Below are 15,001 nucleotides of genomic sequence, written 5' to 3'. Positions count from 1 at the left end.
ACACACCTCTGTAGACGTGTCATATCCCATAGACCTTAAAGCCTTGTTCACCGTGTTTTCGCTCATCGGTTTTCCAGGGTTGTGATCACCGATAAAAATCAGATCATATCCACCGCTGATTTCTCTGATCGCTTCAAGGACTTCTAAGGCTTGACGGCTTAATGGGACAAGATGTGGTGTTCGCATTTTTGACCCACGGTGTGAGTGCTTCACTCCGGGTAATGGTTCACGTTCTGCTGGGATCGTCCACATAGCATTGTCTAAATCAATCTCTGACCATCTTGCAAACCTGAGTTCGCTAGAGCGAATGAAAATCAGCAATGTGAGCTTCACCGCTAGTTTGGTTAGTTTCCTGCCTTTAAAACTATCAATACGTTGAAGGAGTTCAGAGAAGCGATCAAAAGGTAAAGCTGGCCTGTGGGTTCGTTTTGCTACTGCAATAGCCCCAGACATCTCCTGAGCTGGGTTGTAGTCAATTAAACCATTCTGGACTGCATATCGCATTATCGCGGTGGTTCGCTGTTGCAGGCGTGCTGCTACTTCCAGACGCCCTGAAGCCTCAACGACCTTGATCGGAACGAGTAGATCCTTTGTTTTAAGCTCAACAATTTTTCTCTTACCTATTGAGGAGAAAAGGTTGTCCTCAAGACTTTTAAGAACTCGTTCGCTGTGTGAAGGAGACCATCTCCGATTACATGCGGTATGCCAGTCTCTCGCTATAGCTTCAAAGGTAAATGCTTCACTTTGTTCAATCTTGTCGGATTTTTTCTTTTCTGAGGGATCGATACCAACAGATACCAACTTTTTGGCTTCATCTCTTTTTCTACGAGCTTCGCCAAGTGTGACCGTTGGATAAACACCTAATGCCAGAATCTTTTGCTTACCATCAAAGCGATACTGTAAACGCCAGTATTTTGAGCCATTGGGGTTGATTAGCAGGTGCATACCCTGACCATCAGTCAGTTTAAAGGGTTTATCTGAGGGTTTGGTTGTTCGAACTTTGATATCAGTGAGCGCCATCAGTTGATACCTCCATTGTTGGTATCAAAATCAATCGAACCGAAGATACCACCAGTTATACCATCATTTGTTGGTATATGTGGATAGATGTGAGTGGACGTCAAGAGACATAGAACAGAGGGGAAACAGCGTAACTGCTGGATTTTAGAGACAAAAAAAGACGTCAATAGACGTCGATTTTGTACTATTTGGTGCCGAAGGCGGACTCGAACCGGCACGTATTTCTACGGTTGATTTTGAATCAACTGCGTCTACCGATTTCGCCACTTCGGCACTGAAGTAGTATGCGGAAAACGGGGGGATTATACCGTGCAGTCGCGTCCGCGCAACCTTAATCCATCAATCCGCGACTGAGTGATGAAAAATTCGTCTTATCCCCGTTCAGCCCGATGACTGCGGGTTGCATCGTTCAGTCTGTAACCTGGAGGCATAATCGCTTGGCCTGTTTAGTGCGAAACAGGGTAACCTTAATGCATGAATAAAGAAGCTGAACTGAAACGAGCCAAACGACTGGCGCTGTCATTGCTCGGTCTTGCGGCCGCCGTCTTTGTGACCACGCTATGTTTGCCGCCCAACTTCTGGGTTAGCGCTGCGAAGGCTATTGCCGAGGCGGCGATGGTCGGTGCGCTGGCCGACTGGTTTGCCGTCGTAGCGCTGTTTCGCCGGGTGCCGCTACCATTAGTCTCCCGCCATACCGCGATTATCCCGCGTAACAAAGCGAGGATCGCGGACAATCTGGCCACCTTTGTTCAGGAGAAGTTCCTCGATACCGAATCGCTGCTGGCGCTAATCCGTCGGCATAATCCTGCTCATATCGTGGGATGCTGGTTGCAGAACCCCGATAATGCCGAACGGCTGGGCGGTCATCTGTTGCAGTTTATGCGTGGCATTTTAGATATGGCGGATGACCAGCGTATCCAGCGCTTCATTCGCAGTGCGGTACACAAAGCGATCGATAAAGTGGATCTCACCCAGTCTGTCGCCGTTCTGTTGGAAAGTCTGACTAAAAATAATCGCCATCAGCAGTTGCTGGACACGGTGATAGAACAACTGTTGAGGATGGTGAACAAACCGTCTACGCGTGAATTCATCGCGATACAGATCATCCGCTGGCTGAAACGTGAGCATCCGCTCACGGAAAAGATCCTGCCTTCTGAATGGCTGGGTGAGCGCAGCGCCGAGGTGGTCGCCAACGCGGTCAACACGCTGTTAGACGAAGTCGTGCGCGACGAGGGCCATGAGTTGCGTCAGCACTTTAATCGTACCGTCGTCCGGTTGATCGAACGACTCCGCACCGATCCGGACATGGCGCAGCGGGCCGAAGCGATTAAGCGCTATTTGAAAGACGACGAAGCGCTGAATCACTATTTGAGCGATCTTTGGGGTGACCTGCGCGCCTGGCTCAAGGCCGACCTCAATCAAAGCGACTCCGCCGTACAAGCCCGCATTAGCGCCATCGGTCAGTGGCTGGGACAAACGTTGATGCAGGATGAAGGATTGCGGTCGTCGCTCAATCAGCATCTGGAAGAGGCGGTGCGCACGCTCGCACCCGAGTTCGCCAATTTCCTGACGCGCCACATTAGCGATACGGTAAAAAGCTGGGATGCTGAAGAGATGTCTCGTTTAATCGAACTGAACATCGGCAAAGATCTCCAGTTTATTCGCATCAACGGCACGCTGGTGGGGGGAAGCATCGGGCTGGGACTGTATCTGCTGTCGCAGCTGCCAGACCTGATTGCCATGCTGCGTAATTCAACCACGTTTTAGCCCACAGATACGGTACAAAAGACAACGGGCCCGCAGGCCCGTTTTAGTCGACAGCGGAGAACGTCTAGCGACGTTTCAGCAGTAGCATCACGCTGATAGCCAGGAACAGAACGCTCGGTAGCAGAGCCCCCACACTGGCGGCATATGGTAAACCAGGCTCAGCGGACCAAAGATCTGGTCCAGCACGTAAAACAGGAAGCCGAAGCTGATACCAATGACGATGCGCATACCGGCTGGCACGTTTCTCAACGGACCGAAAATAAACGACAGCGCCATCAACATCATCACCGCTACCGACAGCGGAGAAAAAATCTTGCTCCACATGTTGAGCTGATAACGGCCGGACTCCTGCCCGCTCTGTTTCAGGTAACTGATGTAGTTATGAAGACCGCTGATGGAAAGCGCGCTGGGCTCCAGCGCCACCACGCCCAGCTTATCTGGCGTCAGGCTGGTGCTCCACTCACCGCTTAGGGTTTGGCTGCCGCCAATCTTTTTACTGTCGGTGAGTTCGGACGTATCGACCTGCGATAGCTTCCACATACCGTCAGCAAAGGTGGCAGAGGCCGCATAACGTACCGACAGCAGCTTACGGTCATTGTCGAAGTGATAAATACTCACGCCCGCCAGCTCTTTTTCGCCCACCACCCGCTGAATAAATACGAAATCAGACCCGTCTTTGGCCCACATCCCGTTCTGGGTAGACAGCATTGAACCGCCGAACATCATCTGAGAACGGTAATTGCGCGCCATCTGTTCGCCCTGCGGCGCCACCCACTCGCCGATGGCCATGGTCAGCAGCACCAGCGGGATAGCGGTTTTCATGACCGCCCCGGCGATCTGCAGGCGGGAAAAACCAGATGCCTGCATGACAACCAGTTCGCTGCGCGTCGCCAGCGTTCCCAACCCTAACAGTGCGCCTAACAGCGCCGCCATCGGGAAAAACGTTTCAATGTCTTTGGGGACGCTCAACAGCGTATAGAACCCGGCCCCCAGCGCCGAATAACCGCCCTGTCCGACTTTGCGCAGCTGCTCGACAAACTTGATGATGCCGGATAGCGATACCAGCATGAACAACGTCATCATGATGGTATTGAAAATGGTTCTACCGATATAGCGGTCTAAAACTCCAAACATCAGGCCGCTCCTCTTGGCGTCAGGCGGTATCTCAATTTGCGCAACGGCACGCTATCCCACAGGTTAAGCGCAACGGCAATCGCCACATAAACCGCGTTGGTCAGCCACATCCATACCAGCGGATCGAGCTTGCCCTTACCGGCATTCGATCGCAGCGAGGTCTGCAGCAGGAAGAAAATCAGATAGAGCAACATGGCTGGCAGCATGCTCAGCACGCGGCCCTGACGGGGATTCACCACGCTAAGCGGCACAACAATAATCGCCATGACCAGCACGGAGAGGATCAGCGTCAGACGCCAGTGGAACTCGGCACGAGCACCGACATCATCAGAACGCCACAGCGTCTTCATGTCCATCTGCTCAACGTTATTCGGATCGACGGTGACCGCCTGATGCCCAATGACCGCCTGATAATCCGTGAAGTCGGTGATGCGGAAGTCGCGCATCATCGCCGTCCCTTCATAACGTGTGCCTTTGTTCAGCGTCACGACCTGCGATCCGTCGTCGCCCTGCGCGACGGTGCCGTGGTCGGCCACCACCACGGAGGGGCGAGCGTTGTCGCGCGGACGCATCTGGCGAGGAATACGTGTTCGAACTCCTTGCCGCTGACGTTACCCACGAAAAGCACCGAATTGCCGTCCTGAGACTGCTGGAACTGCCCTTCCGCCAGCGTCGCCATCCCAGGATTGGCTCTGGCCTCAGCCAGCACCTCGTCCTGATGTCGCGACGACCAGGGACTGAGCCATAGCACGTTGACCGTCGCCGCCACGGCTGTTGCCAATGCCAGCCATGCCGCAGCCTTCAGCAGCACGTTCTTGCTCAGTCCGCATGCATGCATCACGGTGATTTCGCTTTCAGCGTACAGTCGCCCAAAGGTCATCAGTAACCCGAGAAACAGACTCAACGGCAAAATAAGCTGCGCCATTTCCGGCACGCCAAGCCCCAAAAGGGATAAAACCAGATTCGTCGGGATATCACCGTCCACCGCCGCGCCCAGTATTCGCACTAATTTCTGACAGAAAAAAATCAGCAGCAGAATAAACAGGATAGCCAGCTGGCTTTTAAAGGTTTCCCGTACCAGATATCGAATGATGATCACGCTCAATACGCCTGTGAAAACTTGTCTTTTTGCAGGAAAGTCGATAGTTTTTTCGCTAACTCGCCATTTATACTCATTTGTGGCAACCTTCTCGTAGCTAAACCGGTGTTACAACATCCTGCGTTCGGGATGTGCTATCAGAACCTGCAAAGCCTTATTACAGATTCGCTACGTCGTTCAGATTAACACAGGTTATGTTAACGCGACGGTGGGAAAGTATTACGGAGTGCCACATTCTAACCGTAGCACCCGCTATTGTCTTTAAAGATTCAGGAGAGTACATGGAGTTCAGCGTAAAAAGCGGTAGCCCGGAAAAACAGCGCAGTGCCTGCATTGTCGTCGGTGTATTCGAACCGCGTCGTCTGTCACCTATCGCCGAACAACTGGATAAAATCAGTGACGGCTACATCAGCGCCCTGCTGCGCCGTGGCGAGTTGGAAGGCAAAGTCGGCCAGTCATTGCTCCTGCACCATGTACCGAACATTCTTTCCGAACGCATCCTGCTGATCGGTTGCGGAAAGGAGCGCGAGCTCGACGAGCGCCAGTACAAGCAGGTCGTTCAGCGCACGATCAACGCCCTTAACGATACCGGCTCTATGGAAGCCGTCTGCTTCCTGACCGAGCTGCATGTAAAAGGTCGTAACACTTATTGGAAAGTGCGTCAGGCCGTTGAAACGGCGAAAGAGACGCTTTACACGTTCGATCAGCTAAAAACCAACAAAGTCGAGCCACGTCGTCCGCTGCGAAAAATGGTCTTCAACGTACCGACTCGCCGCGAACTGACCTCCGGCGAACGCGCCATTCAGCACGGTCTGGCCATTTCTTCCGGCATCAAAGCCGCCAAAGATCTCGGCAACATGCCGCCCAACATTTGCAACGCCGCTTATCTGGCTTCGCAGGCTCGTCAGCTGGCGGACGCCTACGGCTATATCACCACCCGCGTCATCGGCGAACAGCAGATGAAAGAGCTGGGGATGAACGCCTACCTGGCGGTGGGACAAGGTTCTCAGAACGAGTCCCTGATGTCGGTGATTGAATATAAAGGCAACCCAGACGCCGACGCTAAGCCTATCGTGCTGGTGGGCAAAGGGCTGACGTTCGACTCCGGCGGCATCTCCATCAAGCCCGCCGACAGCATGGACGAAATGAAATACGACATGTGCGGCGCCGCCACGGTGTACGGCGTCATGCGGATGGCTGCGGAGTTGGAACTGCCGCTGAACATCATCGGCGTGCTGGCAGGCTGTGAGAACATGGTCGATGGCCGCTCCTATCGTCCGGGCGATATCCTGACCACCATGTCCGGCCAGACGGTGGAAGTGCTAAATACCGATGCGGAAGGCCGTCTGGTGCTGTGTGACGCCCTGACCTACGTGGAACGTTATGAACCTGATGTCGTCATCGATATCGCCACGCTCACCGGTGCCTGCGTGATCGCGCTAGGCCACCATATCACCGGCCTGATGTCGAACCACAATCCGCTGGCGCATGAGCTGCTGGGCGCTTCCGAACAGGCGGGCGACCGTGCCTGGCGTCTGCCGATGCTGGACGAGTATCAGGAACAGCTGGAATCCAACTTCGCCGATATGGCGAATATCGGGGGACGCCCCGGCGGCGCCATTACCGCGGCCTGCTTCCTGTCTCGCTTCACGCGCAAATACAGCTGGGCGCACCTGGATATCGCCGGCACCGCCTGGCGTTCCGGCAAAGCCAAAGGCGCGACGGGTCGTCCGGTCGCGCTGCTGTCACAGTTCTTGCTGAACCGCGCCGGCCTGAACGACGTCGAGTAAGGGGTAACCCCGCGCTGAAGTCCCCCGGCGCATGGCGATACGTCGGCGATTCCCGTGCAAACGGGAATCTGCGTTTAACGCAGCCAGAGATCCGCGCCGGTCAGAAACCGCGATGGAAGTATAGGTAACAATGAAAAACGCAACGTTCTATCTTCTTGAAACAGAAGACCAAAGCGGAGAACTCAGTGCGCTGGAAGCGCTAACCTGCGAACTGGCCGCCACGCTGTGGCGGGCGGGCAAACGGGTACTCATCGCCTGCGAAGACGAAGAGCAAGCGCAGAAGCTGGATGAGGCGTTATGGCAGCGTCCACCGCATGCTTTCGTACCGCACAACCTGGCCGGGGAAGGTCCGCGTCAGGGAGCGGCCGTCGAACTGGCCTGGCCTCACAAGCGCGGTAATACGCCGCGCGAGGTCATGATCAACCTGCAGCCGCAGTTCGCAGATTTTGCCACCGCTTTCCATGAAGTGATAGACTTTGTCCCTTACGAAGAATCCCTGAAACAGTTGGCGCGCGACCGCTATAAAGCCTATCGCAGCGTCGGCTTCCGATTGACCACGCTACACCGCCAACCCACTGAATTTTGAGCATAATGGAAAAGACATACAACCCGCACGATATAGAGCAGCCGCTTTACGAGCACTGGGAAAAACAAGGCTACTTCAAGCCAAACGGCGATACCGAGCAAGAAAGCTTCAGCATCATGATTCCGCCGCCCAACGTCACCGGCAGCCTGCACATGGGTCATGCTTTTCAACAAACCATTATGGATACTCTGATCCGCTATCAGCGCATGCAGGGCAAAAATACCTTGTGGCAGGCGGGTACTGACCATGCCGGTATCGCTACGCAGATGGTCGTTGAGCGCAAAATCGCCGCCGAAGAAGGCAAGACGCGCCACGATTACGGTCGCGAAGCCTTCATCGACAAAATCTGGCAGTGGAAAGAAGAATCCGGCGGCACCATCACGCGCCAGATGCGCCGTCTGGGCAACTCCGTGGACTGGGAGCGCGAACGCTTCACCATGGATAAAGGTCTGTCCGACGCCGTGAAGGAAGTCTTCGTCCGCCTGTACAAAGAGGACCTGATCTACCGCGGCAAACGCCTGGTGAACTGGGATCCGAAACTGCGCACCGCCATCTCCGATCTGGAAGTGGAGAACCGTGAAGTCAAAGGCTCCATGTGGCACCTGCGCTACCCGCTGGCTGACGGCGCTAAAACGGCCGAAGGCAAAGACTATCTGGTCGTTGCCACCACCCGTCCCGAAACCGTGCTGGGCGATACCGGCGTCGCGGTAAACCCGGAAGATCCTCGTTATAAAGACCTAATCGGTAAAGACGTCATCCTACCGCTGATCGGCCGCCGCATTCCTATCCTTGCGGACGAACATGCCGACATGGAAAAAGGCACCGGCTGCGTAAAAATCACGCCAGCTCATGACTTCAACGACTATGAAGTCGGTAAACGTCACGCCCTGCCGATGATCAACATCCTGACCTTTGACGGCGATATCCGTCAGCAGGCGGAAGTGTTCGACACCCACGGAAATGCCTCTGACGTCTATGACGACACTATCCCGGAAGCCTTCCGCGGCATGGAACGTTTCGCCGCGCGTAAAGCGACCGTGGCCGCTTTCGACGAATTAGGCCTGCTGGAAGAGATCAAGGCGCATGACCTGACGGTGCCTTACGGCGACCGCGGCGGCGTGGTGATTGAGCCGATGCTGACCGATCAGTGGTACGTACGCACGGCCCCCCTGGCCAAACAAGCGGTGGAAGCCGTCGAAGACGGTCGTATCCAGTTCGTACCGAAACAGTATGAAAACATGTACTTCAGCTGGATGCGCGACATTCAGGACTGGTGTATTTCCCGCCAGCTGTGGTGGGGTCACCGTATTCCGGCCTGGTATGACGCTAACGGCAACGTCTATGTCGGCCGCGACGAAGCCGAAGTTCGTAGCGAAAACAATCTGGCGGACGATGTGACGCTGACGCAGGACGAAGACGTGCTGGACACCTGGTTCTCCTCCGGACTGTGGACCTTCTCCACGCTGGGCTGGCCGGAACAGACTCCTGAGCTGAAAGCCTTCCATCCGAGCAGCGTGATGGTTAGCGGCTTCGACATCATCTTCTTCTGGATCGCCCGCATGATTATGCTGACGATGCATTTCATCAAAGATGAAAAGGGTCAGCCGCAGGTGCCATTCAACACCGTCTACATGACCGGTCTGATTCGCGACGACGAAGGACAGAAAATGTCCAAATCCAAGGGGAACGTCATCGACCCGCTGGATATGGTCGACGGCATCTCTCTGGAAGCGCTGCTGGAAAAACGCACCGGCAACATGATGCAGCCGCAGCTGGCGGAAAAAATCCGCAAGCGTACGGAAAAACAGTTCCCGAACGGGATCGAACCGCATGGTACTGACGCCCTGCGCTTTACGCTGGCGGCGCTGGCCTCCACCGGTCGCGACATCAACTGGGACATGAAGCGCCTGGAAGGTTATCGCAACTTCTGTAACAAGCTGTGGAACGCCAGCCGCTTTGTCCTGATGAACACCGAAGGACAGGATTGCGGAATGCAAGGCGGCGAACGCGTCCTGTCGCTGGCAGACCGCTGGATTCTGGCTGAATTCAATCGTACGGTGAAAGCCTACCGTGAAGCGCTGGACAGCTATCGCTTCGATCTGGCGGCCAATATTCTGTACGAATTTACCTGGAACCAGTTCTGCGACTGGTATCTGGAACTCGCCAAGCCGGTGATGAACGGCGGCAGCGAAGCAGAACTGCGCGGCACCCGTCACACGCTGGTACAGGTGTTGGAAGCCTTGCTGCGTCTGGCACACCCGATCATTCCGTTTATCACGGAAACGATCTGGCAGCGTGTCAAAGTGCTGAAAGGCATCGACGCCGACACCATTATGCTGCAGCCGTTCCCGGCCTTCGACGCGGCGCTGGAAGACAGCCAGGCGCTGCACGATCTGGAGTGGATCAAGCAAACCATCATCGCCGTGCGTAACATTCGCGCCGAGATGAACATTGCACCCAGCAAACCGTTGGAAATGCTGCTGCGCGACAGCAACGCCGAAGCGCAGCGCCGGATCAACGAGAACCTCAGCTTTATCAAAACGCTGGCGCGACTGGAGAGCATCGACGTCCTGCCTGCTGGCGATAAAGGACCGGTTTCCGTCGCCAAGCTGGTGGACGGCGCCGAACTGCTGATCCCGATGGCCGGTCTGATCGACAAGGCCAGCGAGCTGGATCGTTTAGCGAAAGAGGTCGCGAAGATTGATGGCGAGATCTCGCGTATCGAAAGCAAACTGGCTAACGAAGGCTTTGTTGCGCGCGCGCCGGAAGCGGTCGTCGCGAAAGAACGTGAGAAGCTGACTCATTACGCCGATGCAAAAGCGAAACTGAAAGAACAGCAGGCGACCATCGCCGCGTTGTAAGCAAAAAAACCAGCCGTAAATAATGCGGCCGACACAAAGGGAGATCGTCCAGATCTCCCTTTTTTATTGGTCCCTAAGACCTCTAATACACACGACGCTACCCCAGCAGTGGAATATCGACACACGTAACGCAAACCCTTGAACAATCTGGGGAGGCGCCCCGGGGGCAGGATAATTCCGACGATTGCATTCGAGCCAGATAAAGTGTTATTACAGTCTGTGTATCCACTTTCCTCATTGGGTCGCAACGATTAACTGAAAAGCGAGCATTTAAGCACCATGACAACCGCAACTCCCGTTCAACTTCTGACACGCCCTATTACCGCTGCCGACAACGCCGCGATGGCCAGCGTGATCCGCCGCGTGTCGGCTGAGTTCGGGTTGACGGCGGACAAGGGCTACACCATCGCCGACCCCGATCTTGATTCGCTGTTCCAGCTGTACAATCGCCCGCACTGCGCTTACTGGGTGGTGGAGTGCGGCGGCGAAGTGATCGGCGGCGGCGGCGTCGCTCCGCTGTCGGGGGGAGAGGCGGATATCTGCGAGCTGCAGAAAATGTATTTCCTCCCCGCCGCGCGTGGACGGGGACTGGCCAGACAGCTGGCGCAGCAGGCCTTGGAGTTTGGTCGTCAGCACGGCTTTAACCGCTGCTATCTGGAAACCACCGGCCACCTCACCAGCGCGATTCGGCTCTATGAAAAGCTAGGATTTCGCCAAATCCCTTATGCGTTAGGGAGTACCGGTCATGTGGACTGCGAAGTGAGAATGATCAAGCCGCTGTAAGAAAGGATTGCCGACGGTCATGCCGCCGGCAATATTGCGAGGCCCGGAGAAGGGGGGGCCGTCACGGAGAAGAGGCATTAGTGACGTTTGCCGTCATCATCCTCATCGTAGAATTCACCTTCGCCTTCATCATCTTCGTCAGAACCGTTCGGATCTTCGAAGTAAGTGCCCCAACCGTCGTAATTGACTTCATGACGCTCAGCCAATGACAGTAGCTGTTCGACCTGACCGTCGATAATCTCGGCTTTGAGCGACACTTCGCTGATGACGTCGCAGCACATCAGCAGCACGCCCTCTTCAACTTCCAGCTCTTCCGCATCCGTGACTTCATAGCCCATTTTGAAGGCGTCGACTGCCACCTTTTCCAGGTCTTCGAACTTCTCGGCGGAGAAGTGATGCTCGATGGTGTAGACCGCTTCAGGATCGCTGCCATCGTCCAGCAACTCTTCAATAATCAGCCGCGTTTCTTCACGCTGCTCTTCCAGCAATTCACGGTTTACCATGACTCAGTCCTCATTAAACGGCGAGATATCGCCGCATTGTCCCACAGCCCCGCACCCGGCTCCACCACAAAGTTTGATCTGCCCACTTGAAATTGAATATTTACACATATAAAGTGAATTTTAATTCAACCAGAAGGATTGTTCGCACGGAGATAAGCACCATGAACCCGTTCTATAAACGTCATTTTTTAAGACTGATGGATTTCACTCCAACAGAAATAAGTCATCTGTTAACCCTGTCAGCAAAACTGAAATTAGATAAAAAAAGCGGCGCAGAGACCCGTCACCTGCAGGGGAAAAACATCGCACTCATCTTCGAAAAAGATTCGACGCGCACTCGCTGCTCTTTCGAAGTTGCTGCGTACGATCAGGGGGCGCAGGTCACCTACCTGGCCCCCAGCGGCAGCCAGATCGGCCACAAGGAGTCGATGAAGGATACGGCGCGCGTGCTGGGTCGGATGTACGACGGTATTCAGTATCGCGGCTATGGACAGGAGCGTGTGGAAACACTGGCTGACCTGTCCGGCGTACCGGTATGGAACGGGCTGACCGATGAATTTCATCCTACCCAGTTGCTGGCGGACCTGCTGACGATGCAAGAACACGCGCCCGGCCGTTCACTGTCCGAAATGAAGTTGGCTTACGTCGGCGACGCCCGCAACAATATGGGGAACACCATGCTGGAAGCAGCGGCGTTGACCGGACTGGATCTGCGTCTGATCGCCCCCAAAAGCTGCTGGCCGGAAGCGGGTCTGGTCGCAGAATGTCAGGCCGCGGCAGAGAAAACCGGCGGTAGCATCACGCTGACGGAAGAGGTAGCTGTGGGGGTGAAAGACGTCGACTTCATCTATACCGACGTGTGGGTATCCATGGGGGAACCCAAAGAGGTGTGGGCGCAGCGCATCGATCTGCTCAAACCCTATCAGGTCAATATGGCCATGATCGCGGCCTCGGGTAACCCGCAGGTCAAATTCTTGCACTGCCTGCCCGCTTTTCATGACGACCAAACCACGATCGGCAAGCAGATGGCCGAACAATACGGTTTGCACGGCGGCATGGAAGTCACCGACGAGGTTTTCGAGTCCAAACACAGCATCGTGTTCGATCAGGCGGAAAATCGGATGCATACCATCAAAGCCGTCATGGTCGCCACTCTGAGTCCCAACGCATAATCCGCAGTTTCACTGCCGTTCCGGCCCGATGCCAGGTCGTCGACGGCAGTGGCGCACAGGCAGTCGCAACCGATTGCTCGCGGGCAAAATCTGCGTTTTTCGCTTGAATTCACCTCTTCCGCGCGTATAATTCCGGGCAATTTGCCGGGAGGAACCATGTCCAACGCAGCCATCTTTGTCGGTCATCAACCGCAACTGCCTTCTGGCAGCCACGCCGCGTTTTTCCTCCCTGTACACCGTATTTCATTGAAAAAAGCCCCTCGTTGAGGGGCTTTTTTTTGTCTGTCGAAAAGGGCGTCAGGCCGCCAACCTGTAGACCGAGCCGAACCGTGGGGAGAATAGCCAAATGGTCAATCCGCTTTATAAAAGACACATTATCTCAATCAACGATCTCAGCCGGGACGATCTGCTGCTGACGCTGAAAGTCGCCGCCAGCCTGAAGGCCAACCCGCAGCCCGAGCTGTTGAAACATAAAGTGATTGCCAGCTGCTTCTTCGAGGCGTCCACACGCACGCGGCTGTCGTTCGAAACGGCGATGCACCGTCTGGGCGCGTCGGTGGTGGGGTTTGCCGACAGCAGCAATACATCGCTCGGGAAAAAAGGCGAAACGCTGGCGGACACCATTTCCGTGGTCAGCAACTATGTGGACGCCATTGTGATGCGCCATCCACAGGAAGGCGCGGCCCGTCTGGCGGCCGAGTTCTCGCAGGGTATCCCCGTCCTTAACGCCGGCGACGGCGCCAACCAGCACCCCTCTCAGACGCTGCTCGACCTGTTCACGATCCAAGAGACTCAGGGACGTCTGGACAACATCAACATCGCCATGGTCGGGGATCTGAAATACGGCCGCACTGTCCACTCTCTGACGCAGGCGCTGGCCAAGTTCGAAGGCAACCGTTTTTACTTCATCGCACCCGATGCGCTGGCCATGCCGGACTACATTTTAAAAATGCTGGAAGAGCGGAACATTCCCTACAGCCTGCATAACAGCATCGAAGAAGTCGTGCCGGAGCTGGATATTCTCTACATGACCCGCGTCCAAAAAGAGCGGCTCGACCCGTCCGAATACATCAATATCAAAGCGCAGTACATCCTGCATGCCGCGGATCTCGCCGAGGCGCGCGCGAATCTGAAAGTGCTGCATCCCTTGCCACGCATCGATGAAATCACGACCGACGTCGACAGCACGCCCCATGCCTACTACTTCCAGCAGGCAGGCAACGGTATTTTCGCACGTCAGGCCCTGCTGGCTCTGGTGCTGAACAGCGAACTGGTTCTGTAAGAGAGGAAGACACATGACTCACGACAACAAATTACAGGTGGAAGCCATCAAACGCGGTACGGTGATCGACCACATTCCGGCGCAAATCGGCTTCAAACTGCTCACCCTGTTCAAGTTCACCGACACCGACCAGCGCATCACCATCGGTCTGAATCTGCCGTCCAACGAGCTGGGCCGCAAAGATCTGATCAAGATCGAGAACGTTTTCCTGACGGAAGAACAGGCCAATCAGTTGGCGATGTACGCGCCGCAGGCGACCGTCAATCAGATCGACCAATACAACGTCGTGCGCAAGCTGCATCCGCAGCTCCCTGAGCATGTCCACGGCATCCTGACCTGCCCGAACACCAACTGTATCAGCCGCAGCGAACCGGTCACCTCTTCCTTCACCGTGAAATCTCATGAAGACGAAGTGCTGCTGAAGTGCAAATACTGCGAAAAAGAGTTCGAACGTCAGGCGGTGCTGAACAGCCGCTGAGCGACCTGAGATCAGAAACCTATTGCCTCGTGAAGCGACTCACGGGGTAGAATGAAGTTACGTTTCAGGAATAATGGATGCTGCAAGCACCCATTCGGACTCAATCAGGAGAAAACATGTCTCGCATTATCAGTACGGAACACGCTCCGGCCGCTATCGGTCCTTATGTTCAGGCCGTCGATCTCGGCAACATGGTACTCACTTCGGGTCAGATCCCCGTCGATCCTAAAACCGGTTTGGTTCCCGACGACGTCTCCGCGCAGGCACGCCAGTCGCTGGAAAACGTCAAAGCCATCGTTGAAGCCGCCGGTCTGAAGGTGAGCGACGTGGTGAAAATGACGGTATTCGTCAAAGACCTGAACGACTTTGCGACGGTGAACGCGACTTATGAAGCGTTCTTCAATGAAAACGATGCCCCGTTCCCGGCCCGCTCCTGCGTGGAAGTCGCACGCCTGCCGAAAGACGTGAAGATCGAAATCGAGGCCATTGCCGTTCGCCGCTAAGCGCGCCGCACCCTCGCCAATAA

Annotated in this window: 11 protein-coding genes, 1 tRNA gene and 2 pseudogenes; 9 read left to right on the top strand and 5 right to left on the bottom strand. The window is 55.2% G+C overall.

Annotation, left to right across the window (positions count from 1 at the left end; genetic code table 11):
* On the bottom strand, positions 1-1,020 hold a 1,020-nt coding region (locus AU509_RS09015), incomplete at its 3' end, for a tyrosine-type recombinase/integrase (protein WP_094118174.1).
* Between the two features lie 189 nt (positions 1,021-1,209).
* Positions 1,210-1,293, bottom strand: a tRNA-Leu gene (locus AU509_RS09010).
* Positions 1,294-1,494: 201 nt separating this feature from the next.
* On the opposite strand from AU509_RS09010, the gene AU509_RS09005 reads away from it, so the two are divergent.
* Positions 1,495-2,787: a DUF445 domain-containing protein gene (locus tag AU509_RS09005; RefSeq protein WP_094118173.1), complete on the top strand. Its 1,293-nt coding sequence runs from the start codon at positions 1,495-1,497 to the stop codon at positions 2,785-2,787.
* Positions 2,788-2,851: 64 nt separating this feature from the next.
* On the opposite strand, the pseudogene lptG reads toward AU509_RS09005, so the two are convergent.
* Positions 2,852-3,921, bottom strand: a pseudogene (lptG, locus tag AU509_RS09000) (LPS export ABC transporter permease LptG).
* Positions 3,921-5,020 (bottom strand): annotated as a pseudogene (gene lptF / locus AU509_RS08995) (LPS export ABC transporter permease LptF). The pseudogenes lptG and lptF overlap by 1 nt, the downstream one beginning before the upstream one ends.
* A gap of 281 nt (positions 5,021-5,301) precedes the next feature.
* Here lptF and pepA point away from each other — a divergent pair.
* The 4 genes from pepA (at position 5,302) to AU509_RS08975 (ending at position 11,040) form a co-directional block, all read left to right on the top strand.
* A complete protein-coding gene (gene pepA, locus AU509_RS08990; RefSeq protein ID WP_094118172.1) occupies positions 5,302-6,810 on the top strand; it encodes a leucyl aminopeptidase in 1,509 nt (502 codons plus the stop codon).
* Between the two features lie 130 nt (positions 6,811-6,940).
* Positions 6,941-7,396 carry a DNA polymerase III subunit chi gene (locus tag AU509_RS08985; protein ID WP_094118171.1) on the top strand — a complete coding sequence of 152 codons (456 nt, stop codon included), beginning with the start codon at positions 6,941-6,943 and terminating at the stop codon, positions 7,394-7,396.
* Positions 7,397-7,401: 5 nt separating this feature from the next.
* Positions 7,402-10,257 (top strand): valine--tRNA ligase, encoded by a 2,856-nt coding sequence (locus tag AU509_RS08980; protein ID WP_085653793.1) that lies wholly within the window; start codon positions 7,402-7,404, stop codon positions 10,255-10,257.
* 279 nt (positions 10,258-10,536) lie between these two features.
* Positions 10,537-11,040, top strand: coding sequence for a GNAT family N-acetyltransferase (locus AU509_RS08975; RefSeq protein ID WP_085653794.1), 504 nt, complete (start codon positions 10,537-10,539; stop codon positions 11,038-11,040).
* A gap of 77 nt (positions 11,041-11,117) precedes the next feature.
* On the opposite strand, the gene rraB is transcribed toward AU509_RS08975, so the two are convergent.
* The gene (gene rraB / locus AU509_RS08970; RefSeq protein ID WP_085653795.1) at positions 11,118-11,543 is read right to left on the bottom strand and encodes a ribonuclease E inhibitor RraB; all 426 of its coding nucleotides are present in this window, start codon (positions 11,541-11,543) and stop codon (positions 11,118-11,120) included.
* Positions 11,544-11,704: 161 nt separating this feature from the next.
* On the opposite strand from rraB, the gene argF reads away from it, so the two are divergent.
* From argF to ridA, 4 genes are all read left to right on the top strand, one after another.
* Positions 11,705-12,715 (top strand): ornithine carbamoyltransferase, encoded by a 1,011-nt coding sequence (gene argF, locus AU509_RS08965; RefSeq protein WP_094118170.1) that lies wholly within the window; start codon positions 11,705-11,707, stop codon positions 12,713-12,715.
* A 346-nt stretch (positions 12,716-13,061) separates the two neighbouring features.
* The gene (gene pyrB / locus AU509_RS08960; RefSeq protein ID WP_085650998.1) at positions 13,062-13,997 is read left to right on the top strand and encodes an aspartate carbamoyltransferase; all 936 of its coding nucleotides are present in this window, start codon (positions 13,062-13,064) and stop codon (positions 13,995-13,997) included.
* Positions 13,998-14,010: 13 nt separating this feature from the next.
* Positions 14,011-14,475, top strand: a complete 465-nt coding sequence (pyrI, locus tag AU509_RS08955; RefSeq protein WP_026740769.1) for an aspartate carbamoyltransferase regulatory subunit — start codon at positions 14,011-14,013, stop codon at positions 14,473-14,475.
* Positions 14,476-14,591: 116 nt separating this feature from the next.
* Positions 14,592-14,978 carry a 2-iminobutanoate/2-iminopropanoate deaminase gene (ridA, locus tag AU509_RS08950; RefSeq protein WP_094118169.1) on the top strand — a complete coding sequence of 129 codons (387 nt, stop codon included), beginning with the start codon at positions 14,592-14,594 and terminating at the stop codon, positions 14,976-14,978.
* The last annotated feature ends 23 nt before the right edge of the window (positions 14,979-15,001 follow it).

It is taken from the genome of Lonsdalea britannica, assembly GCF_002111595.1.
GTDB lineage: Bacteria > Pseudomonadota > Gammaproteobacteria > Enterobacterales > Enterobacteriaceae > Lonsdalea > Lonsdalea britannica.
This window is presented reverse-complemented; position numbering and strand designations above follow the sequence as displayed.

Excerpts from the sequence above, each read along its gene's own strand:
- pyrB (WP_085650998.1), top strand. The coding sequence starts at position 13,062 with ATGGTCAATCCGCTTTATAAAAGACACATTATCTCAATCAACGATCTC.
- AU509_RS09005 (WP_094118173.1), top strand. The coding sequence starts at position 1,495 with ATGAATAAAGAAGCTGAACTGAAACGAGCCAAACGACTGGCGCTGTCA.
- ridA (WP_094118169.1), top strand. The coding sequence starts at position 14,592 with ATGTCTCGCATTATCAGTACGGAACACGCTCCGGCCGCTATCGGTCCT.
- AU509_RS08985 (WP_094118171.1), top strand. The coding sequence starts at position 6,941 with ATGAAAAACGCAACGTTCTATCTTCTTGAAACAGAAGACCAAAGCGGA.
- rraB (WP_085653795.1), bottom strand. The coding sequence starts at position 11,543 with ATGGTAAACCGTGAATTGCTGGAAGAGCAGCGTGAAGAAACGCGGCTG.
- argF (WP_094118170.1), top strand. The coding sequence starts at position 11,705 with ATGAACCCGTTCTATAAACGTCATTTTTTAAGACTGATGGATTTCACT.
- pepA (WP_094118172.1), top strand. The coding sequence starts at position 5,302 with ATGGAGTTCAGCGTAAAAAGCGGTAGCCCGGAAAAACAGCGCAGTGCC.
- pyrI (WP_026740769.1), top strand. The coding sequence starts at position 14,011 with ATGACTCACGACAACAAATTACAGGTGGAAGCCATCAAACGCGGTACG.
- AU509_RS08975 (WP_085653794.1), top strand. The coding sequence starts at position 10,537 with ATGACAACCGCAACTCCCGTTCAACTTCTGACACGCCCTATTACCGCT.
- AU509_RS08980 (WP_085653793.1), top strand. The coding sequence starts at position 7,402 with ATGGAAAAGACATACAACCCGCACGATATAGAGCAGCCGCTTTACGAG.